The organism is Kitasatospora sp. NPDC004745 (assembly GCF_042873275.1).
Lineage (GTDB): Bacteria > Actinomycetota > Actinomycetes > Streptomycetales > Streptomycetaceae > Kitasatospora.
The window spans coordinates 162,483-184,417 of record NZ_JBIALK010000016.1 but is presented as its reverse complement, the minus strand read 5'-3'; the positions used below and the strand labels follow the sequence as shown (position 1 = coordinate 184,417).

19 protein-coding genes are annotated in these 21,935 nt (G+C 75.0%); 13 read left to right on the top strand and 6 right to left on the bottom strand.

Features of this window, described 5'->3' with window-relative positions:
• Nucleotides 1–37: 37 nt before the first annotated feature.
• Both ACFYUY_RS24975 and ACFYUY_RS24970 read left to right on the top strand, forming a co-directional pair.
• A complete protein-coding gene (locus ACFYUY_RS24975) occupies nucleotides 38–1,363 on the top strand; it encodes a peptide ligase PGM1-related protein (protein WP_387903795.1) in 1,326 nt (441 codons plus the stop codon).
• Entirely contained in the window at nucleotides 1,360–2,478 is a 1,119-nt protein-coding gene (locus ACFYUY_RS24970) for a zinc-binding alcohol dehydrogenase family protein (protein ID WP_387903792.1), read from the top strand. Before ACFYUY_RS24975 ends, ACFYUY_RS24970 begins: the two co-directional genes overlap by 4 nt.
• A gap of 140 nt (nucleotides 2,479–2,618) precedes the next feature.
• On the opposite strand, the gene ACFYUY_RS24965 is transcribed toward ACFYUY_RS24970, so the two are convergent.
• From ACFYUY_RS24965 to ACFYUY_RS24955, 3 genes are all read right to left on the bottom strand, one after another.
• Complete coding sequence (locus tag ACFYUY_RS24965) at nucleotides 2,619–3,149, bottom strand: MaoC family dehydratase (protein WP_360217259.1); 531 nt, start codon at nucleotides 3,147–3,149, stop codon at nucleotides 2,619–2,621.
• Between the two features lie 17 nt (nucleotides 3,150–3,166).
• A complete protein-coding gene (locus tag ACFYUY_RS24960; RefSeq protein ID WP_360217262.1) occupies nucleotides 3,167–4,402 on the bottom strand; it encodes an aminotransferase class I/II-fold pyridoxal phosphate-dependent enzyme in 1,236 nt (411 codons plus the stop codon).
• 198 nt (nucleotides 4,403–4,600) lie between these two features.
• A complete protein-coding gene (locus ACFYUY_RS24955; RefSeq protein ID WP_360217265.1) occupies nucleotides 4,601–5,479 on the bottom strand; it encodes a CoA ester lyase in 879 nt (292 codons plus the stop codon).
• Nucleotides 5,480–5,862: 383 nt separating this feature from the next.
• On the opposite strand from ACFYUY_RS24955, the gene ACFYUY_RS24950 reads away from it, so the two are divergent.
• The 7 genes from ACFYUY_RS24950 to ACFYUY_RS24920 all read left to right on the top strand — a co-directional run bounded on the left by ACFYUY_RS24950 (nucleotide 5,863) and on the right by ACFYUY_RS24920 (nucleotide 14,549).
• A complete protein-coding gene (locus ACFYUY_RS24950) occupies nucleotides 5,863–7,815 on the top strand; it encodes a hypothetical protein (RefSeq protein ID WP_387903788.1) in 1,953 nt (650 codons plus the stop codon).
• Between the two features lie 585 nt (nucleotides 7,816–8,400).
• Nucleotides 8,401–9,480 carry an inosamine-phosphate amidinotransferase 1 gene (locus ACFYUY_RS24945; protein WP_360217270.1) on the top strand — a complete coding sequence of 360 codons (1,080 nt, stop codon included), beginning with the start codon at nucleotides 8,401–8,403 and terminating at the stop codon, nucleotides 9,478–9,480.
• 217 nt (nucleotides 9,481–9,697) lie between these two features.
• A complete protein-coding gene (locus tag ACFYUY_RS24940; RefSeq protein ID WP_387903786.1) occupies nucleotides 9,698–11,758 on the top strand; it encodes a phosphocholine-specific phospholipase C in 2,061 nt (686 codons plus the stop codon).
• 157 nt (nucleotides 11,759–11,915) lie between these two features.
• On the top strand, nucleotides 11,916–12,896 hold the full coding sequence (locus ACFYUY_RS24935; protein ID WP_387903783.1) for a S8 family serine peptidase: 981 nt from the start codon (nucleotides 11,916–11,918) through the stop codon (nucleotides 12,894–12,896).
• The gene (locus ACFYUY_RS24930) at nucleotides 12,893–13,108 is read left to right on the top strand and encodes a hypothetical protein (RefSeq protein ID WP_387903781.1); all 216 of its coding nucleotides are present in this window, start codon (nucleotides 12,893–12,895) and stop codon (nucleotides 13,106–13,108) included. The genes ACFYUY_RS24935 and ACFYUY_RS24930 overlap by 4 nt, the downstream gene beginning before the upstream one ends.
• Before the next feature lie 75 nt (nucleotides 13,109–13,183).
• Nucleotides 13,184–14,143 (top strand): hypothetical protein, encoded by a 960-nt coding sequence (locus tag ACFYUY_RS24925; RefSeq protein ID WP_387903780.1) that lies wholly within the window; start codon nucleotides 13,184–13,186, stop codon nucleotides 14,141–14,143.
• 136 nt (nucleotides 14,144–14,279) lie between these two features.
• A complete protein-coding gene (locus ACFYUY_RS24920; RefSeq protein ID WP_387903778.1) occupies nucleotides 14,280–14,549 on the top strand; it encodes a hypothetical protein in 270 nt (89 codons plus the stop codon).
• A gap of 105 nt (nucleotides 14,550–14,654) precedes the next feature.
• Here the strand turns inward: ACFYUY_RS24920 and ACFYUY_RS24915 are convergent, their stop codons facing one another.
• The gene (locus ACFYUY_RS24915; protein WP_387903775.1) at nucleotides 14,655–15,161 is read right to left on the bottom strand and encodes a hypothetical protein; all 507 of its coding nucleotides are present in this window, start codon (nucleotides 15,159–15,161) and stop codon (nucleotides 14,655–14,657) included.
• Between the two features lie 463 nt (nucleotides 15,162–15,624).
• Between ACFYUY_RS24915 and ACFYUY_RS24910 the strand changes: the two genes are divergently transcribed.
• Nucleotides 15,625–16,677, top strand: coding sequence for a DNA polymerase IV (locus ACFYUY_RS24910; RefSeq protein ID WP_387903772.1), 1,053 nt, complete (start codon nucleotides 15,625–15,627; stop codon nucleotides 16,675–16,677).
• Nucleotides 16,678–16,854: 177 nt separating this feature from the next.
• On the opposite strand, the gene ACFYUY_RS24905 is transcribed toward ACFYUY_RS24910, so the two are convergent.
• Nucleotides 16,855–18,117 (bottom strand): glycosyltransferase, encoded by a 1,263-nt coding sequence (locus tag ACFYUY_RS24905; protein ID WP_387903770.1) that lies wholly within the window; start codon nucleotides 18,115–18,117, stop codon nucleotides 16,855–16,857.
• Nucleotides 18,118–18,316: 199 nt separating this feature from the next.
• On the opposite strand from ACFYUY_RS24905, the gene ACFYUY_RS24900 reads away from it, so the two are divergent.
• From ACFYUY_RS24900 to ACFYUY_RS24890, 3 genes are all read left to right on the top strand, one after another.
• Nucleotides 18,317–19,165, top strand: coding sequence for a hypothetical protein (locus ACFYUY_RS24900; protein WP_387903768.1), 849 nt, complete (start codon nucleotides 18,317–18,319; stop codon nucleotides 19,163–19,165).
• Nucleotides 19,166–19,341: 176 nt separating this feature from the next.
• Entirely contained in the window at nucleotides 19,342–19,617 is a 276-nt protein-coding gene (locus ACFYUY_RS24895; protein WP_387903767.1) for a hypothetical protein, read from the top strand.
• A gap of 145 nt (nucleotides 19,618–19,762) precedes the next feature.
• Nucleotides 19,763–20,656 (top strand): RimK family alpha-L-glutamate ligase, encoded by an 894-nt coding sequence (locus ACFYUY_RS24890; protein ID WP_387903764.1) that lies wholly within the window; start codon nucleotides 19,763–19,765, stop codon nucleotides 20,654–20,656.
• Between the two features lie 118 nt (nucleotides 20,657–20,774).
• Here the strand turns inward: ACFYUY_RS24890 and ACFYUY_RS24885 are convergent, their stop codons facing one another.
• Complete coding sequence (locus ACFYUY_RS24885) at nucleotides 20,775–21,878, bottom strand: NADH:flavin oxidoreductase/NADH oxidase (protein WP_387903762.1); 1,104 nt, start codon at nucleotides 21,876–21,878, stop codon at nucleotides 20,775–20,777.
• Nucleotides 21,879–21,935 lie beyond the last annotated feature (57 nt).

The window sequence follows — 21,935 nt, the reverse complement described above, 5'->3', positions numbered from 1 at the left end:
GGCCGCAACAGCGCCGAACCCCGGGAGAGTTCACCAGATGACGACGCTCTGCATCGCGAACAACCGCACCGAGGAAATGGTCGGCGACCTCACCGGGATGGAGCGGCTGGAGCAGCTGTTCGCCGGTTGCGGGGCCCAGCGGATGCTCTGGTGGGCCGAGGACGGCGACGTGCTGGTGCTGCCCTGGGGGCCCGACCCCGAGTACCTGGCGTACGTCACGGGGCTGACCGGCGTGCGCGCCGGGAGCCTGACCCTCGTGGTGCCGCCGCCGGGCGCCCAGGGGGACCAGGTGCTCACCACGGACCGCCTGACCCACCCGGACTTCCGGGCCGAGCTGCGCCGGGCCCTGGACGGGCGCACCCTCGACCGGGTGCTGGCGATCTCTCCGAACGGGGCCGTGGCCGAGCTGGCGGCGGCGCTCGGCGCGGCGCACGCGATGCCGGGGCAGGCCTTCGCCCTGCAGGGCGGCAACGCCATCGTCAACAGCAAGGCCGGGTTCCGGGCGCTGGCCGCCGGCGCCGGGGTGCCGATCCCGCCCGGGACGGTCGCCGGCTCGCCGGCCGAGGTCGAGGCCGCCGTCGAGGGCCTGCTGGCGCAGGGACACAGCGTGATGGTGAAGGTCGAGTACCAGGCGGGCGGCTTCGGCAACGAGATCCTCAGCCGGGACGAACGGGTCGACCCGGCGGGCGCGGAGCGGGTCGTTCCGCTGCCGGACCGGGCCGCGGTGGCCGGCTACGTCGCGCAGCGCTGGGAGTGGCTCACCGGCGGGCGCGGGCAGCGGGTCGTGGTGGAACGGTTCTTCGCCGACTCCGCGCCGCTGTACGCCCAGTTCGACCTGGACGACGAGGCCGTGGTGCTGGCCGGCTGCGGCGAGATGGTGATGCAGCCGGTGGTGATCGGCGAGATCACCCCGCCGGTCACCCCGGACCCCGCGACGCTGGCCGAACTGGTCGACCAGGGAGCCCGGTTGTGCGAGTCGCTGCGGACGATCGGCTACCGGGGCACGGTCAGCGCGGACGCCGTGCTGACGCCCAAGGGCGAGATCTACTTCCACGAGACCAACGGGCGGCTCACCGGCTCCAGCCACCTGCACGACGCCTACGTCGGCCGCCTGCTGCGCCCGGAGCACCGCGGCTCGCGCTACCTGCTGGAGCTGGCGGGCCTGAAGGTGCCGTCCTTCGCCGGGGCGGTGGCCGCGATCGGGGACGCCGGGCTGGCCTTCGACGCGCGGACCGGCACCGGCGTGGTGTACAGCTGCGACTTCTCCCCGGCGGACGGCTCGGTGATGTACTGCGTGATCGCCGAGGACCCGGAGGCCGCCCGCACCCTCGAGGCGCGGCTGCTCGCGCTGTTCGCGGCGTGAGCCGGGTGGACGGGGTGGACGGGGTGGACGGGGTGGACGGGGCGGACCGCGTGGACCGGGTGAGCCCCGACGGCCCCGTGAGCCCAGGGAGCGCCGAGAGCACCGCGAGCGGCGAGCGCGAGGAGCACGACGGGCACGACGCACGCCCCGCGGCCCCCGGTGGGATGCGTGCGGCGGTGATCCACCGCTACGGCGGGCCCGAGGAGTTCCGCACCGAGACCCTGCCGGAACCGGTGGCCGGCCCCGGCCAGGCGCTGGTCGACGTCACCCTGGCCGGGCTCAACTACGCCGACCTGCACTGCCGCACCGGCGAGTACGCGCGCTACCCGCTGCCGGCGGTGCTCGGAGCGGACGTGGTGGGCCGGCGGCGCCGGGACGGCCGGCGCGTCGCCGCACTGCTGCGCGAGGGCGGCGGGTACGCCCGCGTCGCCCGCGTCGAGGAGGCGTTCACCGTCGAGGTGCCGGACGCCGTCGGGGACGCGCAGGCGCTGGCCCTGCTGGAACAGGGCGCGACGGCCTACGGCGCGCTGACCCTGCTGGGCCGGCTGCGCCCGGGCGAGACCGTCGCCGTGACGGCGGCGGCCGGCGGGGTCGGGCACCTGGTGGTGCAGCTCGCGAAGGAGCTGGGGGCGGGCCGGGTGGTCGGTCTCGCCTCCACGCCGGCCAAGCGGGAGTTCGTCCGCTCGCTGGGCGCGGACCGGGCCCTGGACCCGGCGGACCCCGGGCTGCCCGAGCAGCTCGCCGAGTCGGGCGGGGTGGACCTGTTCGTGGACCTGGTCGGCGGGCCGCTGCTGCGCACCGGCTTCGACCGGCTGGCGCCGTTCGGCCGGGTGCTGTCGGTCGGTGCGCGGGGCGGCCCGGAGGAGAGCTTCGCGGTGGACGAGCTGGCGGACCGCTCGGCGGGGGTGCTGGCGTTCTGGCTCGAGCACGTCCTGGCGGACCGGGTGCTGTTCGCCGGCATCGCCGAGCGGCTGTTCGGGCTCGCCGAGCAGGGGCGCCTGGTGGCGCGGATCGACCGCACGGTGCCGCTGACCGGTGTCGCCGGGGCGCACCGGGCGCTGGCCGCGCGGGAGACGATGGGCAAGGTGCTGGTAAACGTGCACCGGGAGGGCTGAGGGCTCGGCGGCGCGTCCGCCGGGTCGCCGCGGGCCGGGCCCGGCACGGAGCTCCGTGCCGGGCCCGACGCCTCTGCGTCCGACCGCGTCCTACCGCGTCCGACCGCGAGCGGAAGGCCCGGCCCGTCGCCCTGCGGGGCTCAGTACCCGGCGACCTCGTCCAGGCCGTGGCCGCGCAGCGGCACCAGGAAGCTGCGCTCGAAGACCACCACGACCTCGCCGGTCGACTTCGTCCCGGTGGTGCGGCAGCTGACGATGCCCTGTCCGGGACGGCTGCCGGAGAGCCGGGTGGCGAGGGTCTCGGTCTCCGCGTAGAGGGTGTCGCCGGTGAACACCGGGTTGGTCATGCGGATGTTCTCCCAGCCGAGGTTGGCGATGGTGCGCCCGCTGGTGGAGCGGGCGGTCATCCCGCCGACGATGCTGAGCGTCACCAGGCTGGAGACGATCGGGCGCTTCCACGGCGTGTGCTCGCTGTAGGCGGCGTCGATGTGCAGCGGGGCGTCGTTCATGCTCAGCATGCTCATCAGGACGTTGTCCAGCTCGGTGACGGTCCGCCCGGGGCGGTGCTCGACCACCTCGCCGACCGTGAACTCCTCGTAGTAGCGCCCGACCACCTCGCGGTAGCGGTGCTCGCCGATCCGCCGGTACCCGGCGAACTCGGATCCGTCCATGGTGGGTCTCCCGGGTTCTAGAGGTCGGCGGTGAGTTCCTTGACGTGGCCGGCGAACTCGCGGATCAGCCGCTCGTCCATGTCGGCGCGCATCATCAGGCGCAGGCCGGCCTCGCCCTTGGGCACGATCGGGAAGAAGACCGCCGAGCTGTAGAAGCCGCGCTCGAAGAGCTGGGCGGACAGCTTGACGGCCTGGTCGGCGTCGCCGACGTCGACCCGGCGCACCGGCAGGCCGTTGCCCGCGAAGGTGGTCGGCAGCAGCTCGTCGAAGAGGTCGATGTTGCGGTTCAACCGGGCCTGGAGATCGGCCAGTTCGGGGGAGCGGTGGATGGACGCGGCGCCCAGTGAGGCGCCGACCAGAGGCAGCGCGACGTTCTGCGACCACCCGACCGGTCCGGCGTGCCGGTGCAGGAACTCGAACTGCTGGCGGTTGCCGAGCATCGCGACGCCGCCGCCGGTGCCGAAGCCCTTCCCGAGGCTCGCCACGATCACCGTGAGCGGGTTCATCTCCAGCCGGGAGCGGACGAAGCCCTCACCGCGCTCGCCCATGATGGAGAGCGAGTGGGAGTCGTCGATGTAGAGGAACAGCCCGTAGCGGTCCTGGAGTTCGAGCAGGCCGTCGAGGGCCGCGGCGCCGCCCATGGAGTAGGCGCCGTCGGCCACGTAGGCGACCCGTGGGTACTTGCGGCAGATGTCCTCGAGGTAGTTCAGGTCGTTGTGCGGGCAGGTCAGCACCATCGACTCGTCGGCGCAGATCGGCTTCACGTACGCCATGCAGAAGTGGCAGAAGCGGTCGAAGACCATCACCCGGGGGCCGCCGCCGCCCTGACAGGTGCCGTCCAGGTGGCCGGAGGCGATCAGCGGCAGGATGCCGGCGGTGAGCGAGGTGCAGGACGCGCCGGGCAGGATGTGCGCGCCGAACAGCTCGCCGAGCTCCTCCTCCAGGCGCACCAGCAGGTTGTGCCGGATCCGGGTGGTGGAGGTGACCAGCCACGTGCTGCGGGACTCGGCGAGCGCGTCCACCGCGCCGGCCGCGACGGTCGGGTGGTTGTTCAGGCCCAGGTAGGCGCAGGAGACCATGTTGGCGAACTCGTGGCCGGTCTCGCGGACGATCAGCCGGTTGTTGGACTCCGAGTCCACCGTGATGCCGATCAGGCCGTGGGCGGCGGCCGCCTGCCAGACCGGGTCGGCGGTGGCGAGCATGGCCTCGGCGTTGCGGTAGCGGCGCGGGCCCAGGATCGATTCTTCGGTCATCGTCACTTCTCCGTCGGGTGGTTCGGGTGGCTCGGGTGTCGGCCGCGCTCGGCGCGCGGTCCTGCGGATGGTGCGGTGAGCGGGGCCCGGCCGGGGGCGTCCGCCCGGTCGGGGCGCGTCGTGGGGTCGGGGCGGGCCGCCCGGTCGGGGCGCGTCGTGGGGTCGGGGCGGGCCGCCCGGTCGGGGCGCGTCGTGCGGTCAGGGTGAGTCGTCCGGTCGGAGCGGGCCGTCCGGCCGGGGCGGGTCGAACTCCTCGATCAGCCGCTGCGAGGCCTCGAAGAACGGCATGCCGACCATCACCCCGTCCACCACGGTGACCGAGCGGCCGTTCTCCAGGCCCGCCGCGACCACCCGGCGGGCGTGCGCGAGCAGTTCCTCGCCGGGGCTGAAGGTCTCGTTGATCAGCGGGAGCTGGCTCGGGTGCACGGCGATCTTTCCGCTGAAGCCGAAGTCCCGGGCCAGCCCGGCCTCCTGCCGCAGCCCGGCCAGGTCGGCGACGGCGAAGAACGGGGCGTCCATCGCCTCCACCCCGGCGGCTCGGGCACTGTTGACCACCCGGGCGCGGGCGTGCGCCAGGGCCGCCCAGGAACGGCTGGCACCGACCGCGAAGGCGTAGTCGGCCGATCCGAAGACCAGCCCGCGCAGCCGGTGCCCGGCGGCCGCGATGGCGGTGGCGTTCTCGATGCCCAGCGGCGTCTCCACGACGGCGAGGAACGCCGTGTCCGGGCAGTCCGCGCCGAGCGCGCCGGCCGCGATCTCGACGTCCCGGGCGGACTCCACCATCGGGATCAGCACGATGTCCGGCTTGACCCGGTACCGGGTGATGGCGATCAGGTCGCGCAGACCGTCGGGCCCGGAAAGGGTGTTGATGCGGACCGCGCTGCGCGCGAGCTTGGTGGACGGGAGGGTGAAGAACTCCTCGGCCAGCCGGCGGGCCTCCTCCTTCCGGGTGGGTGGGACCGAATCCTCCAGGTCGACCATGGCGATGTCGGCCCCGGACTGGTGGCTCTTGGTGTACCGCTCCACCGCCATCGCGGGTGTGGACAGGAGGGAACGGCAGTACCGCGTGAACTTCATGGATGTCTCCGAAGTCAGCGAAGGCTGCGGGTCCCGGTTCTATCCCACCGCCATTGTTCGGCGCCGCAGGGCTGGACATTGAACATCAACTCGGAACAACCGACCCGCAGGCACCATTGTTCGGCGCCAACCGCCCTGTGCATGATGAATCACGGGGGATGGACAGGAGACACGCGTGAGACGCGTGGGCGCGCAAATGTGGTCAGGACACCGCTTCAACGGAGAAGGGGGCCGTAGTGCCGCGTCGGGAGAGTCCACTGGACCCTGGGGACGGACCGCTGCTGCGGTTCGCGGGTGATCTGCGAGCCCTGCGGGAGCGGGCCGGGAGCCCGCCGTACCGTCAACTCGCTGTTCGGGCGCACTGTTCGGCGGCCAGTCTGTCGGTGGCCGCGGGAGGCCGCCGGCTGCCCAGTCTCGCCGTCACCCTCGCCTACGTGCAGGCCTGCGGCGGGGACGTGCGGGAGTGGCAGCACCGCTGGCAGCTGCTCGCCGCCGAGATCGCCGCCGACACGGCCGCCCGCCGGCGCGCCCAGGACGCCGGGCGGGCCCCCTATCCGGGTGCGGCGGCGTTCGAGGCGGCCGACGTCGAGCGGTTCTTCGGGCGCGAGGTGCTGCTCGACCGCCTGGTGGGGCTGCTCGACGAACGGCGGCTGGTGGTCGTCACCGGTCCGTCCGGCGTGGGCAAGTCCTCGCTGGTCAGGGCCGGCCTGCTGGCCCGGCTCGGGGTGCCGGCCGGGTCCGGCGCCGGGGCGGTCCGTGCCGGTGGCCCTGGGGCCGGCGGGCCCCCGGGCCAGGCGGCCGCGTCCGGCCGGGGCGGGGCGGCGGTCCGGCCGGTGCCCGGTACCGGGGCGCCGGTGGCGCTGCTGTCACCCGGCGACCGGCCGATGGAGGCGTTCGCGCTCGCGCTCGCCCGGCTCGGGCAGCGGGTCGGGGAGGCGGCGCGCGGCGGTTCCGGGCCGTCCGGCGGGGATCCGGTGCTGGTGGTCGACCAGGGGGAGCAGTTGCACACCCGGTGCCGGGACCCCCGCGAGCGGGCCCGGTTCCTGGACGCCCTGGTGGCGACGGCCGCGGGCGCCCCGTCGGAGGCGCTGACCGGTCTGCCGGTCGAGCCACCGGCGCGCTGCCGGGTGGTGCTGGTGGTCCGCTCGGACCGCAGCGCCGCGCTGTTCGCCGAGCACCCCGGGCTGGCCGGCGCCGGTCGGCACGCGGTGCTGGCGGTCGGGCGTCCGGCACCGGACGAGCTGCGCCGGGCGATCACCGAACCGGCGTTACGGGCGGGCTGCACCGTCGAGGGCGCGCTGCTGGCCGTCCTGATCTCGGCCGCCGCTCAGCAGCCGGGTGCGCTCCCGCTGCTGTCGGCGGCCCTGCTGGAGACCTGGCGGCGGCGCAGCGGCAACGCCCTGACCCTGGCCGGGTTCCAGGCCACCGGGGGGTTCGAGGGCGCGCTGGCCCGGACGGCGGAGGCCCTGTTCAACGGGCTGGACGCGGCGGACCGGACGCGGGCGCGGGCGGTGTTCCTGCGGCTGGGGGTGGAGCTGCTGAGTGGGGTGGAGGCCGCGCCCGTCGGCGGAGCGGTGCAGACGGGGGCGCCGGCCCCGGTGGACGGGCTGCTCCCGGCGGGCGGGCCGGCCCTGGGCAGCGGGATCACCTCCGGCGGCGAGTTCGTGCCGGGCGGTGGGTTCGGCCCCGGTGGCGGGTTCACCGCGGGAAGCGGGTTCACCACCGGCGGATTCGCGTCAGGAGGCGGGTTCGCACCAGGAGCAGGGGTCGGGTTCGCGCCAGGTGGCGGATTCGCCGGCACCGGCGGGTTCGTCTCCGGTGGGTTCGCCTCCGGCGGGTTCGGCTCCGGTGGCGAGACGACGAGCAGGCGGCCCGTCCGCCGGGCCGAGTTCGACGACCCCGGAGTGCCGGAGGTGCTGGAACGGCTGGTCCGCGCACGGCTCGTGGTGGTCGACCGGGACACCGTCGAGCTGTCCCACCACGCGCTCCCGCAGGCGTGGCCCAGGCTGCGCGGATGGCTGGCCGAGGGCCGGGAGGCGCTCGGCGAACAGCGCAGACTCACGGCGGCCGCGCGCGGGTGGGCGGCCGCCGACCGGGACCCGGAACTGCTCTACCGCGGCGTGCGCCTGGAGGAGGCCCGTCGGCGGATGGCGGCCGGCGAGCTGGCCCCGGCCGGGGTGGAACGCGCCTTCCTGGCGGCCTCGGCGCGGGCGGCGGCCGACGACCGGCGCCGGGCGCAGCGCCAGAACCTCGCGGTCGCCGGGTTCGCGGCGGCCGGTGGAGCGCTGCTGGCGCTGGCGGGTGGCAGCCGGATCCGGCGGGCCTGGCGGTGGTGACCGCGGCGGCGCACCCCGGCCCCGCCCGGGCCGGCTCCGGGCGGGCCCCGTCCGGGCGTTGATCGGCCTCGGGGCGGGGAGAGCTGAACAACCGCCCCGATCAAACGACGGGCGGTCGCGGCGGCGCGGGGGCGGCGATCACGTCCTTGCGCCGCCGTCGGCCCGGCCGGTAGCTTGACGGTCGATCCCGGGCCCGTCGAACGGTGAATTCGGCTGCCCGATCGACGATTTCCCGTTCCGCCGTGGTCGGCCGGAGGCGTTCCGGCGATCGGTCCGGACCGATTCCGCGACCGGCCCGACCGGTTCGGCTCCCTGCGCCGCGGCCGGCCCGCGACGTGCGGCGCCCGGCCGACTTCGCCGTCGCGCCGCCGGTGGTCGCGTCGCGTCGTCCACCGGCGGCGCGGAATCCCGCCGTTCTCCTCCGTACCCGCCGTATCCCGCTTTTTCGCACCGCATTCCGTGGTCCCCGCCGCTCGTCGCCGTTCCCGGCGTTCCCGCGTTCCCGCCGCTTTCGCCGCTTTCGTGCTGCTCGCCGTTCCGCCGTTTCCGCGTTCCGTTTCCCGAAACCCGTGTCAAGGGGGAGTCATGTCCAATTCGGCCCGTCCGGTCCACAGTTGGGACGAGTTCAGCACGCTGCGCGAGGTGGTGGTCGGCAGCGCGGTCGGCGCCCGGCTGCCCGAGCAGTCCGAGCCGTCCTCGTGGCTGTCCTGCTTCCCGAAGACCAGCGCCGCCGACCTCGCCTCGATCGAGGTCGGCCCCTACTCACAGCAGGTCGTCGAGGAGACCGAGGAGGACCTGGACGCCCTGGTGGCCACCCTGCGCGGTCTCGGCGTCACCGTCCACCAGCCCGAAGTCATCGACCACGCGGCCGCGTTCGCCTCCCCCTACTGGGCGGCCGACGGTGGCTTCCACTCCTACTGCCCGCGCGACCTGACGCTCGTGATCGGCGAGACGGTGATCGAGGTGGCCAGCCCGATGCGGCAGCGCTACTTCGAGGTGTTCGGACTGCGCGGCCTCTTCCAGGACTACCTGCGCCGCGGCGCCCGCTGGCTGGCCGCCCCCCGCCCGCAGCTCAGGGACGAGCTGTTCGAGTACGACGCCGACGGGCTGCCGCTGCTCGGTGAGGCCGAGCCGGTCTTCGACGCCGCGAACGTGCTGCGGCTCGGCCGGGACGTGTTCTACCAGGTCTCCCGCAGCGGCAACGAACTGGGCCTGCAGTGGCTGGAGTCGACGCTCGGACTGCTCGGTGACGGCGGCCTGCGGCTGCACCCGCTGCGCGACATCTACGGCTACACCCACATCGACAGCACCATCGCGCTGCTGCGCCCGGGGCTGGTGCTGCTCAACCCGGAGCGGGTCACCCCGGAGACCGTGCCGGCCCCGCTGCGGAACTGGGACATCCTGTGGTGCCCGCCGGCCGAGCCCACCGGGGAGGCGCCCGAGCACTCGCTGAGCGAGAGCTGGATCAGCATGAACCTGCTGATGGTCTCCCCGGACACGGCGATCGTGGAGTCGGGTCAGGAGAGCCTGATCAAGCTGCTGGAGCACGCGGGCATCACGGTGCTGCCGCACCGGCTGCGGCACTCGCGGGTGCTGGGCGGCGGCTTCCACTGCGTGACCCTGGACATCCGGCGGGACGGCGGGCTGGAGGACTACCTGTCCTGACCCGGACGGCACGGACGCCGGGGCGGGGGGTGAGCGGGCGGCGGGGTGCGGGCGGCGGGACCGCCACCCGCACCCCGACCGTAGATGTCCGTACAACTTCAGGCATTCGTCTGCCGTACAGCGGGCAGTCATGAACGGTCCGCCGGGCGGTACCCCGTACCCGCTGTTCTTGGGGGGCCCGTCCTCCACCCTTTCGTGACCCGCGGAGTCGTCCCCCATGGCTGAGCTGAACCGCCGCCGTTTCCTCCAACTGGCCGGCGCGACCGTCGCCTTCTCCTCCCTCTCGGAAAGCATCGCCCGTGCCGCCGCCATCGCCCCGGCGGGGAGCACCGGCACCATCCAGGACGTCGACCACATCGTCGTGCTGATGCAGGAGAACCGTTCGTTCGACCACTACTTCGGTGCGATGAAGGGCGTCCGCGGCTTCGGCGACCCGCGCCCGGTCACCCTGCCGAGCGGCAAGTCGGTGTGGCACCAGACGGACAGCGCCAAGAAGGAGGTGCTGCCGTTCCGCCCGCAGGTCAGCGACCTCGGCATGCAGTTCGTCCAGGACCTCAACCACGACTGGGCCGGCGGCCACAAGGCCTTCAACAACGGCAAGTACGACCAGTGGGTCCCCGCCAAGACGGCCACCACGATGGCCTACCTGACCCGCGACGACATCCCGTTCCACTACGCGCTCGCCGACGCCTTCACCCTCTGCGACGCCTACCACTGCTCCTTCATCGGCTCCACCGACCCGAACCGCTACTACATGTGGACGGGCTACACCGGCAACGACGGCACCGGCGGCGGCCCGGTCCTCGGCAACCAGGAGGCCGGCTACGGCTGGACGACCTACCCGGAGCGCCTGGAGAAGGCCGGGATCTCCTGGAAGGTCTACCAGGACATCGGCGACGGCCTGGACGCGGCCGGCTCCTGGGGCTGGATCGGCGACGCCTACCGCGGCAACTACGGCGACAACTCGCTGCTCTACTTCACCAACTACCGCAACGCCAAGCCGGGTTCCCCGCTCTACGACAAGGCCCGCACCGGTACGAACGCCAAGGCGGGCGACGGCCTGTTCGACCAGCTGAAGCGGGACGTCCAGGCCGGCACGCTGCCGCAGGTCTCCTGGATCGCGGCGCCCGAGGCGTTCACCGAGCACCCCAACTGGCCCGCGAACTACGGCGCCTGGTACGTCTCCCAGGTCCTGGACGCGCTGACCTCCAACCCCGCCGTGTGGGCCCGCACCGCGCTGTTCATCACCTACGACGAGAACGACGGCTTCTTCGACCACGTGGTGCCGCCGTTCCCGCCCTCCTCCGCCTCCCAGGGGCTGTCCACCGTGTCGACCACGGCGGACTACTTCGCCGGGAACGCCGGCAACGCGGCCGGCCCGTACGGCCTCGGCCAGCGCGTCCCGATGCTGGTCGTCTCGCCGTGGAGCACCGGCGGGTACACCTGCTCGGAGACCTTCGACCACACCTCGATCATCCGCTTCATGGAGCGCCGCTTCGGCGTGGCCGAGCCCAACATCTCGCCCTGGCGGCGGGCGATCTGCGGCGACCTGACCACCGCCTTCGACTTCACCGCCTCGAACCCGGCGCCGGCGGCGCTGCCGTCCACCGCCCGCTACCTCCCGCCGGACCGCAACCGGCACCCCGACTACGTCCCCACCCCGCCCGCCACCGGCACCATGCCGCGGCAGGAGGCCGGCACCAAGCCCACCCGCCCGCTCAAGTACGCGCCCTACGTGGACGGTTCGGCCGACACCGGCACGGGCAAGTACCGGCTCACGTTCAGTGCCGGCGCCGCGGCCGGCGGCCAGTTCCTGACGACCTCGGCCAACCGCACCGACGGCCCGTGGACGTACACCGCGGAGGCGGGCAAGACGATCGCGGACGCCTGGAACACCACGTACTCCAAGGGCGTCACCGACCTGACCGTCCACGGCCCCAACGGCTTCCTGCGCCGCTTCCGCAACCCCGGCAAGACCGCCGGGCCCGAGGTCACCGCGCGCCACAACCCGACCACCGGCAACCTCGACCTGACCCTGACCAACGCGGGCACGGCGGACGCGGTCCTCACCGTCACCAACGCCTACGGCGGCACGCCACGCACCGTCACCGTCCGCCCGGGCGCCACCGTCGCCCACACCGTCGACCTCGGCGGCTGCCGCAACTGGTACGACGTCACCGTCACCTCCAGCGCCACCGCGGACTTCGTGCGCCGGCTGGCCGGGCACGTGGAGACCGGGGCGCCGGGCCTGTCCGACCCGGGCATCATCACCTCCTGACACCGGGCGGCCGGAGCCTTCCCCGTTCCGCCGTCACTGTCCGTCAACCCCCCTCCGCCACTGTCCGTCAACGCCGGTGCGGGCCCCTCGGGCCCCGGCACGTCCCGCCCCCGTGGCCGGACGTGCCGGGGCCCGAGGCCCGTCCTACCGTAGGAACATGGGCACGATCCGTACGGAAACCGTCTCCGGCGGTGCCCGGCGGTCCCGGATCGACGAGCCGTCGAGCGCATCGCGCACCGGGGGCGCGAGCCCGTTGGACCTGGTGACCCTCGGGGCCCTGATGGCCCGCTCCCGGGGGCGGCCGGAGACCGTGGTGGCCCTGCTGGACGGTCCGGTCGCCCTCGGGCACCCGGGCCTGCGCGGCGGAAGCCTGCGCCGACTCCCCGGCGGCACCCCGGTGGGGTGCGCCGAACCGGGGAGCGAGCAGTGCCGGCACGGCACCTTCGTCGCCGGCCTCCTGGCCGCACGACGCGGCACGGCGGCGCCCGGTATCTGCCCGGACTGCACCCTGCTGGTGCGGCCCGTCTTCGCCGAACCCGGGCAGCCGGGCGCCGCCGCGCCGCGGACCGACCCCGACCAGCTCGCCGAGGCGCTCGCGGCCGTCGTGGACGCCGGTGCCCGGGTGGTGAACATCAGCGCGGACCTCAGCTGGTCGGCGGTGCGGGACGGCCGGGCGCTGACCGGAGCCCTGGACCACGCGGCCCGGCGGGGAGTGATCGTGGTGGCCGCGGCCGGCAACCAGGGCGTGGTCGGCAGCTCGGTGCTCACCCGCCACCCCGCGGTCATCCCGGTCGCCGCCTGTGACCGCCACGGCCGCCCGGCGCCCTACTCCAACCTCGGCGCCACGATCGGGCGTTCGGGTCTGAGCGCCCCCGGCGAGGGCCTCCTCGGTCTGGCCACCGGCGAACGCCAGCCGCCGATCAGGGGCACCAGCGTCGCCGCGCCCCTGGTGACGGGCGCCGTCGCCCTCCTGTGGTCCGAGTTCCCGCGGGCCGGCGAGGCCGACGTCCGCCGGGCGCTGTGCGACGCCGCCCGCTCCCGCCGGACCCTCTGGCCGGCCCTGCTGGACGCCTCGCGCGCCCTGGACCGGCTGGCGGCCCGGACCGGTGTGACGACCACCGCGAGGAGGCCCTCATGACCGACCGCACACCGGCCGCCCCCGAGCCGGCCCGGAAGCAGGACCGGCCCAGGATGCGACTGCCCGGGTTCCTCACCGACGAGGACGTCGGCCTGGGGGACGTCATCAAACGCGCGACCTCGACGGTCGGCATCCGGCCCTGCGGAGGCTGCCGCCGGCGCGCCGAGACGCTCAACCGGTGGGTGGGCTTCCGCGGCCGCTCGCCGCGGTGAGCACCCGCCGGCGGAGGGACGAGGAACACAGCCGATTCCGCAGCAGACGGTTCCGCAGCAGAAGGGAGTGGACCGATGGAGGAGTCCAGCACCGAGCGCACGGCAACAGAGCTGATCGACGAGCCCGCGGGAGCGGACGGTACGGGTGGCCCAGGGGCGCGGGCGGGCGAGACCGCCGAGGTGGTCCCCGTGTCCGTCGCCGCCGCGGAACCGACCCCGGCCGGCTGCCCCGGCTGCGGCGGAACGGACCCGTTCCGGGCCGGGTCCGCACACGTCTACGCGGTGGGGCGCATCGAACCGCGCTTCCCCACCCTGGGCGCGGAAAAGGAGTTCACCCAGGTCACCGGCCGGTCCGAGGTCACCGGGCTGACCGACCGGGAGGCCCTGCAGGCCGTCCTCGCCCAGCCCGGGAACCGTTACCTGGCACGGCAGTTGTGCTGGGTGCTGACCATCCAGGGGCTGGAGACCTACCTGCTGTACCCCCGCGACCCGCTGGACCTCTCCCAGCTGGTCGAGGCCGTCCGCCCGAGGCCCGACCCGGGTGACCTCGACGTCGTCATCGGCACGGCCGGGCCGATCGCCCCGCCGGAGGCCTGCAACGGGCTGGCGGTGCCGGTGGTGGCCTTCGACCAGATCTACTCCTTCGACCGCCGGACGCTGCTCGGCAGCCTGCCGGTGCCGGACGGCCAGGACGAGGACCGCTACCGCTCGACCGCGGAGGAGGTGCTGGACCTGGTCCTGCAGCTCTCCGACAACGCGGGCGCCGCCGACGAGCACCGGGCCGTCAACTACCTGGCCGTCCGGTACCCGGCGGTCTACGCGCGCGCGGCCGAGGCGTTCGGCCGCAACCAGTCCCTGGCCGCGGTCGAGGTCCGGCCGTCGCGGATGGGCGGGGGCGGCCGGACGATCGTGGACGTGGTCTTCTCCTACACCGGTCGCGACACGGACGTCACGGAGAAGGCCTTCGTCCGGGTCGACGTGACCGAGCGGTTCCCCTTCCTGGTCACCCGGCTCCAGCCGTACTTCGAGCGCTGACGACGGTGAAGAAGGCCGCTGGGCGGAGCCAGGAGCCAGGAGCCAGGAACCAGGAACCAGGAACCAGGAGCGACGAGCGAGGAGCGAGGCACGAACGGGACAGAGGACGAACCGAACCAGTGAGAGGAGAAGCGTGATGCTTCCAGGTTTCACGGCTGACCGGGCGACGGCGGTGACGCGCGGTCACTACCGGGGGAGGGGCCGCAGCACCATCGCAACCGCCGGCACCGAGGTGCCCGCCGTCCACCGGGCGGCCGTGCAGGGCGCGTACGGGGGCACGTGGTGCATGGGCGGGGTGATCACCGTCGTCACCGTGGACCGGGACGACGAAGGGAGGGTCACCGGCTGGCACAACGTCGACGAGATCGGCAGCTGCGAGCCGTCGAACGGCAACTTCCCGATGTAGACGGCGCTACGGGCGGCCCTCGGGCAGCCGGGCGCGCAGTACCGCGGGTCCCCCCTGACAGGAGGTGTCAGGGGGGACCCGCAGTACTGCCGGGCCCGGTCGTCGCTACACGACGCACGGGGCCTCGCCGTAGGAGACGCTGCCGTCGTCACAGCTCACCTCGACCGGTGCGTAGCCCGGGCCGACGCAGATCCCGCCGCCGCCGGCGCCGCGCATGCACGACACGTCGTCCGCAGGGGCGCAGCCGCCGTACGAGTAGCTGCAGCCCGCCGGACGGACCAGCCCCTGAGGGGCGGATCCCCACGAGCTCCGGCCGGGCGTGCCGCGACGGCGCCAGGGCGCGGCGACCTGGGTCCCGCGGGGCACGGCGTACCGCAGGGCGCCCTCGTCGACGGGGAACCCGCCCGAGTCGCAGCAGGGGCAGCCCTCGGCGGTGATGCAGACGCAGTTGGGGATGCAGCCGAGCCCGGAAGCATTCAGCCCGGATCCGAGGGCCCGGGCCGGGGCCACCCCCCGGCCCCCGGACGGCGGGCCCTGGCGACGGGCGCCGGTGCGGTAGTACCCGCCCGGTGGGCCGAGCGACGACTCGGCGGCAAAGCCTGGCATGTTCATCGTGATTGCCTCCTCCCGGAGTTGTCCTCCGAGCAGCGTGAAGCGCTACCGGCCGGGTCGGGGTCGGCCGGTTGCACGGGCGGGCCGGTCGCGCGGTCGGGCCGCGGAGGTCGCGAGGGGCGCGGAGGCCGCGACGGGATCCGGCGGCGCTCCGGTGGCGATTCGGTGGCCGGGGCTGACACGGCCGGGGCTGTCGGGTCCGCCCCCGGAACGCGAGCCCTCCACTCCTCACGATAGGGAGCCCGGCACCCCGCGGCATCCCGGCCGCCGACCCCGCGCGGGCGCCCGCCCCACGGAGAGTGACGGTGCGCCGGACGGCCCGGCGGAGCAGCCCGTCCGGGCCTCGCCCCGGCCCCGTCCGGGCCTCACCCCGACCCCGTGCGGCCCGTGGTCCGACCTCACCCGGAGCGCCGTCGCGGACGCCGGGCCGCCGCCCCGGGGCGGTCGGCGGATACTGGAACCCGTGTCCGCGCACTGGGTGCTCCACGTGGACCTCGACCAGTTCATCGCCGCCGTCGAGGTCGCCCGCCGGCCGGAACTGCGGGATCGGCCGGTGGTGGTCGGCGGCACCGGCGACCCGACCGCCCGGGGCGTGGTGTCCACCGCCTCGTACGAGGCGCGCGCCCACGGCGTCCACTCCGGGATGCCGCTGCGGCTGGCCGCCCGGCGCTGCCCGGAGGCGGTGTTCCTGCCCGTCGACGCGCCGGTCTACCGGGAGGCCTCCGAGCGGTTCACCGACACGCTGCGCCGCTTCCCCGCCGTGGTGGAGGTACTCGGCTGGGACGAGGCCTTCCTCGGCGCGGACACCGACGACCCCGAGGCACTGGCCGCCCGGATCCGGGCCGCGGTGCACGCCGGGACGGGCCTCTGGTGCTCGGTGGGGATCGGGGACAACCGGCTGCGCGCCAAACTCGCCACCGGCTTCGCCAAACCGACCGCCCCGGACGGGCCGCCCCCCGGGCACAGCTTCCGGCTCACCCGGGAGAACTGGGTGCCCGTGATGGCCGGGCGCCCGACCGACGCCCTCTGGGGGATCGGGGCCAGGACGGCCCGGAAGCTGGCCGACGCCGGCATCGGCACGGTCGCCGAGCTGGCCGCCGCGGACCCGGAGGAGCTGGCCGCCCGGTTCGGCCCCGTCACGGGCCCGTGGTACCGCGCGCTCGCCCACGGCGCCGGCGACACCGAGGTCAGCGACGCCCCGCACCGCGCGCGCTCGCACAGCCGGGAGACCACCTTCCAGCACGACCTGGTGGACCGCGCGGAGATCGCCCGCAACGTCACCGTGCTGGCCGGGCGGGTGGCCAGGGACGTCGAGGACGAGGGCCGGCCGGCCGTCCGGGTCACCGTGAAGGTCCGCTTCGCGCCCTTCCACACCCACACCCACGGCCTCGCCCTGGAGGCACCGACCAGCGATCCCGCCGAGATCACCCGCGCCGCGCTGGAGGCCCTGGAGCGCTTCGACCGGGACCGCCCGGTCCGGCTGCTCGGCGTCCGCGCCGAGCTCGGCGAGCCGTAGCAGCCGCGAGCCGCCCCGTCCGGCCCACGGGCTCACCGGCCCACGGGCTCACCGGCCCACGGGCTCACCGGCCCACGGGTCTACCGGCCTACGGACGGTCTGGCCCACCGGCACCCACCGGCCCTCGCCGGCCCTGGGACCGTCCGACCGCGCGGCGCCCCGGCCCCGGGCGGTGCCTCACATCGACCCGGGACGCCGCCCGGCGCCGGCCGCGTCCGTCGCCTCCGCGGCCTCCGCCCCCTCGACGAGCAGGCGCGCTGCCACCGCCGCCCCGTCGGTGCGGATCGTGCAGGCCACCGCCAGCGCCCAGGTGCGGGCCTCGGGTGCCAGCGCCGTGGCGAGCGCGGCGGACAACGAGTCGACGGTCGGCGTCCGCCCCTCGTGCGCCACGCCGATCCGCAGCTCGGCCACCCGGGCCGCCCAGTACGGCTGGTCCGCGATCCGCGGGACCACCACCTGGGGCGCCCCGGCGACGGCCGCCGTCGTCGTGGTGCCCGCGCCGCCGTGGTGGACGACGGCGGCCACCCGCCGGAACAGCGCCTGCTGGTTCACCTCGCCGACGACGAAGCAGTCCTCGCCGTCGTCGACCGGGGCCAGCCCGGCCCAGCCGCGGGCGAGCACCACGCGCCGGCCCAGGGCGCGGCAGGCCGCCACGGCCACCCGGGCGATGTCCGCCGGGGCGTGCGCGGCCATGCTGCCGAATCCCACGTAGACCGGGGGCTCCCCGGCGTCCAGGAAGGCCTCCAGGTCGGCCGGGAGCGGCCGGTCGTCGGCCAGGATCCACGCCCCGGTCTGCACCAGGTCGAGCTCCGTCATGCCCTGCGCCGGGCAGAGCGTCGGGTCGGCCGCCAGCCACGGCCGGTCGCCGAGGACGTGGTCACGGACGTTCTCCACCGGCGGCAGGCCGATCGCCGCCCGGCGCGCGTTGAGCGCCGGCCCGTACAGGGCGTTCACCCGCTGGGCGTCCTGCTCCCAGAGCACCCGGTTGTCGGTCTCGCCCGCCGGGGACGGCGTGCCCGGCCGGGCTCCCGGCGGGAAGTGCCGCGACGGCAGCCCGAGGACGTGGAAGCAGGCGAGCACGTACCGGATGCCCAGCTGCTCCGCCACGTCCCGCGCACCGGCCGGCATCAGGCCGGTGGCCAGCAGCACGTCGCACCCCTCGGCCGCCGCCGTGAGCGTGTCGAACCGGGCGGCGACCAGCTCCGGGGCCAGCCGGAAGGCGTCCTCCGCCGTCGGTGGCCGCGGGCCGGCGACGATCGAGCGCACCGTCGGGCCGAGCGGCACCAGCGGCACTCCGACCCGCTCCAACAGGGCCGCGAACTCCTCGTCCGGTGGCGCGGACACCCGCACCTCCGCGCCGAGCTCCCGCAGGGCCACCGCCAGCGCCGCCAGCGGCTCGACATCCCCGCGCGATCCCCATGTCGTCAACAGCACGCGCATTTCCGAGACTCCCGTTTCCGCAGGTCATGGCACTTCCGGCGGTCGATTGTGCGGCACGAGGGGGGCCTTGCCACAAGCCCCCGGGTGGGCTATAGCTTGGTAGTGGCGGGGAGATCCGTCGTTCCCCCGCCCCCTCCCGCACCCGGCCGGGTTCCGGCCCGCCCCACCCGCGGCGGCCGCGCGTCGTACCATCACGGCCATGCCGCATCGGGAACTCCCCTGGACCGTCGCCCTGGTGAGCGATCAGACCAGGCCGGGCCCCGCGCCGGCCCGGCGCCGGGAGCGCCCGGACGGCCTGCTGGCCGCCAAGGACGGGCACCGGATCCACGCCCGCGAGCAGGCGGTGGCGTGCACCGCTGCCGACGGCCGCCACCTGTGGACGTGCCCGCTGGAGGGCCTGCGCTGCACCGGGGCGTACCTCTCGGGCGGCCGGGTCCTGGTCACCACCGACACCCTCGCCTACACGCCCTGGGGCTTCACCGGCCCGGCGCTGCTGCTCGACCTCGCCGACGGTGCGCCGCTCGCCGAGCAGCGGGCCGGGTCGGCCGCGGCGCTGAGCGGCGGCCGGTTCCTGGTCGGACTGCGCGGTTACGACGTCTTCGACACCTGGCAGTACGCGCCCGACGGCACCGTCGCCGACTCCTGGCGCAGCTGCGGCCACCTCGTCGTCGGCAGTGGCGTCCGGGTGGTCGAGACCCGGGGCTCCACCGCCGAACCGAGCCGGGTGGTCCGGCTGCACCCGGGCGGGGTCGTCGAGCCGGGCCCCGAGCTGACGGAGTCCCAGGTGGGCCGGCCGGTGGTCCTGGAGGACGGCACGGTGCTGGTCCTGGACGCCGGGGTGCTGCGCGCCGTGGACCGCGCCCTCGCCGGCACGGTGCTGGCCGAACTCCTCCCGGTGCCGGCGGGGGAGCACCACCGGTTCCTCGGCTCGCTGCGCCGCGAGGGTGAGCACCTGGTGGCCCGGATCGAGGCCCGCGACCCGGAGGACCCGCGCAGTTGCACCACCCGGACCTGGACCCTCGCGCTGCGGCGGCGGCCGGGGTCCTGACCGGCGTCTCCTGGTTCGTGTCTCCGGACCCGTGACTGCTGACCCCGACGCGTAGGGCCTCGTCCCGGCGCCGGGCCCGGTTCGCGCGGAGCCTGGCGGCCTACGCGCTGGTCGTCGGCCTGGCCGCGGCGCTGGCGCTCGCCCCGGCGATGCAGCGCTGGGCGTGGCTGTTCCCGATGCCGGAGACCCGCAGTGCGTGCGCCCACCTGGGCCGCTACGCCGAACTCGGAGCCCAGGCCGCGCTGGGTGACCTGGCCGGCCAGGACGCCGCTGCCCCGGCGTACGCGCAGAGTGATCAGGCCCGGCACGCCGTCGACGACTGCCTGGCCGTCACGACGACCCGCTGGCTGCCGGTGTACGGTCTGGCAGCCGCGGTCCTGGTGGTGCTCGCGGTCCGGCTCGCAGACCGCTCCGGCACACGCCGCCAGGCCGCCGCACCCGAGGAACGGTGACGGAACGTCACTGGATCGGGCTGCTCCCGCACCTCCGCCCGGCCCGACCGGGAGTAGGTTCGGAACCGTCAGGGCCGGCGGCGCCCGGTGGCCGGGCAGGCGACGGGGCGGCGGCGGTACGGCTGCGAGGGCTCGGGAGGGCCGGATGAGTGGTGCCAGGGTGGCCGTCGTGACCAGCGGCGCCGGGATCGAGTTCGACGAGGACCTGCCGCTCATCGTGCGGGCGCTGCGCGCTGACGGCCTCTCGGCCGAGTCCGCGCGCTGGGACGACGGCTCGGTGGCCTGGCCGGAGTACGACCTGGCCGTCATCCGCTCGACCTGGGACTACGTGGAACACCTCGACGCGTTCCTGGCGTGGGCCGACGGCGTGGCGGCCGCCACCCGGCTCTGCAATCCGGCGCCGGTGGTGCGCTGGAACAGCGACAAGCACTACCTGAGGGAGCTCGCCGCGCGCGGGGTCGCCGTGGTGCCGACCCGGTTCCTCGAACCGGGGGAGCGGTTCACCGCCGCGGACCTCGACGGGATCGGCGGCGCGGACGGCGTGGTGGTCAAGCCCGCGGTCTCGGCGGGTGCGCAGGACACCGCGCGCTACCGGCCCGGAGGGTCGGCGGACGCCGCCCGGCACGTCGGGATGCTGCAGGAACGGGGACGCGCCGCGATGGTCCAGCCGTACCTGCCGCGGGTGGCGGAGGGGGAGCGTGCCCTGGTCTTCCTCGGCGGCGTCTTCAGCCACGCGATCCGCAAGGACCAGCTGCTCACCGAGCCCGGGCTGATCGACAACGACCGGATGCCGCACCTCGGCGTCACGCCGTACCGGCCGACCGGTGCCGAGATCCGCACCGCGCTGGCGGCGCTGGCGGCCGTCCCGTCGCCGGACGCGCCGCTGTTCGCCCGGGTGGACCTGGTCCTGGACGGGGCCGGGGAGCCGGTGGTGCTGGAGCTGGAACTGATCGAGCCGAACCTGTTCCTGGCGGCGAACCCGGACGGGCTGGGGCGTTTCGTCGCGGCGGTGGCGGCACGGGCCGCGGCGCCGCGCTGAGCGGGGACCGCTCCGGCCGGGCTCTTCGCGGGCCGGGTCCTGTTCGGGCCGGGCCGCTCGGGCCGGCGCCGACCCCGGGTGAGGCGAAGGGCCGCCCGGGGTCGGCGCGCGGGGCGGCTCAGGCGCGGTGGTACTGGATCGGCCTGGTGACCTCGCCGCCGAGCTCGGCGGCGGCACGGCGGGCCCAGGAGGGGTCGCGGAGCAGCTCGCGGCCGAGCAGGACGGCGTCGGCCCGGCCCTCGGCGAGGATGGCCTGGGCCTGGGCGGGCTCGGTGATCAGGCCGACGGTGGCGACGGGCATGCCGGTGCCGTTGCGCACCGCCTCGGCGAAGGGCACCTGGTAGTCCGGTCCGGCCACGATCCTGGCGTCGGGGGCGTTGCCGCCGGTGGAGACGTCCATCAGGTCCACGCCGTGCGCCAGCAGCTCCTTGGCCAGTCGGACGGTGTCCTCCGAGGTCCAGCCCTCGCGGTCGTCCTCGGGGTTCTCGGTCAGCCAGTCGGTGGCGGAGATGCGGAAGAACACCGGCAGGTCCTCGGGCCACACGGCGCGCACGGCGTCGACGACCTCCAGGGCGAGGCGGATCCGGCCCTCGAAGGAGCCGCCGTAGGCGTCGGTGCGGCGGTTGCTGTACGGGGAGAGGAACTGGTTGATCAGGTAGCCGTGGGCGCCGTGGATCTCGACCCCCTGGAAACCGGCCTCGAGCGCGCGGCGGGCGGCGTCCCCGAACTGCCGGACGATCCCGGCGATCTGCTCGGTGGTCAGCTCCTCGGGCGTGGTGGACGCCGCGTCGAACGGGACGGCGCTGGGGCCGACCGGGGTCCACCCGTGCGGCTCGTCCGGGGCGAGCGCGCGGCCGCGCTCGATCCAGGGGCGCTCGGTGGACGCCTTGCGGCCGGCGTGGGCGAGCTGGACGACCGGAACGGTGCCCTGCTCCTTCAGGAAGGAGGTGATCCGCCGGAACGCCGTGGTCTGGGTGTCGTTCCAGAGCCCGAGGTCGTACGGGGAGATGCGGCCCTCGGGGCTCACGGCCGTCGCCTCGGTGATGATCAGCCCGGTGCCGCCGGCGGCGCGGGCCGCGAGGTGGGTGAAGTGCCAGTCGTGCGGGACACCGGCCGCGTCGCCGTCGGGGGCCGCGCTGTACTGGCACATCGCCGCCATCCAGATGCGGTTGGGGACGGTGAGTTCCCGCAGGGTGTACGGGGCGAAGAGTGAGGTGCTCATGTCGGACTCCCGGTGAGGCTGTCGGCGCGGTGGTTGCGGCCGATCTTTGCGCGTGAA

Excerpts from the sequence above, each read along its gene's own strand:
- ACFYUY_RS24965 (WP_360217259.1), bottom strand. The coding sequence starts at position 3,149 with ATGGACGGATCCGAGTTCGCCGGGTACCGGCGGATCGGCGAGCACCGC.
- ACFYUY_RS24890 (WP_387903764.1), top strand. The coding sequence starts at position 19,763 with ATGAGTGGTGCCAGGGTGGCCGTCGTGACCAGCGGCGCCGGGATCGAG.
- ACFYUY_RS24905 (WP_387903770.1), bottom strand. The coding sequence starts at position 18,117 with ATGCGCGTGCTGTTGACGACATGGGGATCGCGCGGGGATGTCGAGCCG.
- ACFYUY_RS24925 (WP_387903780.1), top strand. The coding sequence starts at position 13,184 with ATGGAGGAGTCCAGCACCGAGCGCACGGCAACAGAGCTGATCGACGAG.
- ACFYUY_RS24945 (WP_360217270.1), top strand. The coding sequence starts at position 8,401 with ATGTCCAATTCGGCCCGTCCGGTCCACAGTTGGGACGAGTTCAGCACG.
- ACFYUY_RS24915 (WP_387903775.1), bottom strand. The coding sequence starts at position 15,161 with ATGAACATGCCAGGCTTTGCCGCCGAGTCGTCGCTCGGCCCACCGGGC.
- ACFYUY_RS24885 (WP_387903762.1), bottom strand. The coding sequence starts at position 21,878 with ATGAGCACCTCACTCTTCGCCCCGTACACCCTGCGGGAACTCACCGTC.
- ACFYUY_RS24955 (WP_360217265.1), bottom strand. The coding sequence starts at position 5,479 with ATGAAGTTCACGCGGTACTGCCGTTCCCTCCTGTCCACACCCGCGATG.
- ACFYUY_RS24920 (WP_387903778.1), top strand. The coding sequence starts at position 14,280 with ATGCTTCCAGGTTTCACGGCTGACCGGGCGACGGCGGTGACGCGCGGT.
- ACFYUY_RS24895 (WP_387903767.1), top strand. The coding sequence starts at position 19,342 with ATGCCGGAGACCCGCAGTGCGTGCGCCCACCTGGGCCGCTACGCCGAA.
- ACFYUY_RS24935 (WP_387903783.1), top strand. The coding sequence starts at position 11,916 with ATGGGCACGATCCGTACGGAAACCGTCTCCGGCGGTGCCCGGCGGTCC.
- ACFYUY_RS24900 (WP_387903768.1), top strand. The coding sequence starts at position 18,317 with ATGCCGCATCGGGAACTCCCCTGGACCGTCGCCCTGGTGAGCGATCAG.
- ACFYUY_RS24940 (WP_387903786.1), top strand. The coding sequence starts at position 9,698 with ATGGCTGAGCTGAACCGCCGCCGTTTCCTCCAACTGGCCGGCGCGACC.
- ACFYUY_RS24960 (WP_360217262.1), bottom strand. The coding sequence starts at position 4,402 with ATGACCGAAGAATCGATCCTGGGCCCGCGCCGCTACCGCAACGCCGAG.
- ACFYUY_RS24975 (WP_387903795.1), top strand. The coding sequence starts at position 38 with ATGACGACGCTCTGCATCGCGAACAACCGCACCGAGGAAATGGTCGGC.
- ACFYUY_RS24930 (WP_387903781.1), top strand. The coding sequence starts at position 12,893 with ATGACCGACCGCACACCGGCCGCCCCCGAGCCGGCCCGGAAGCAGGAC.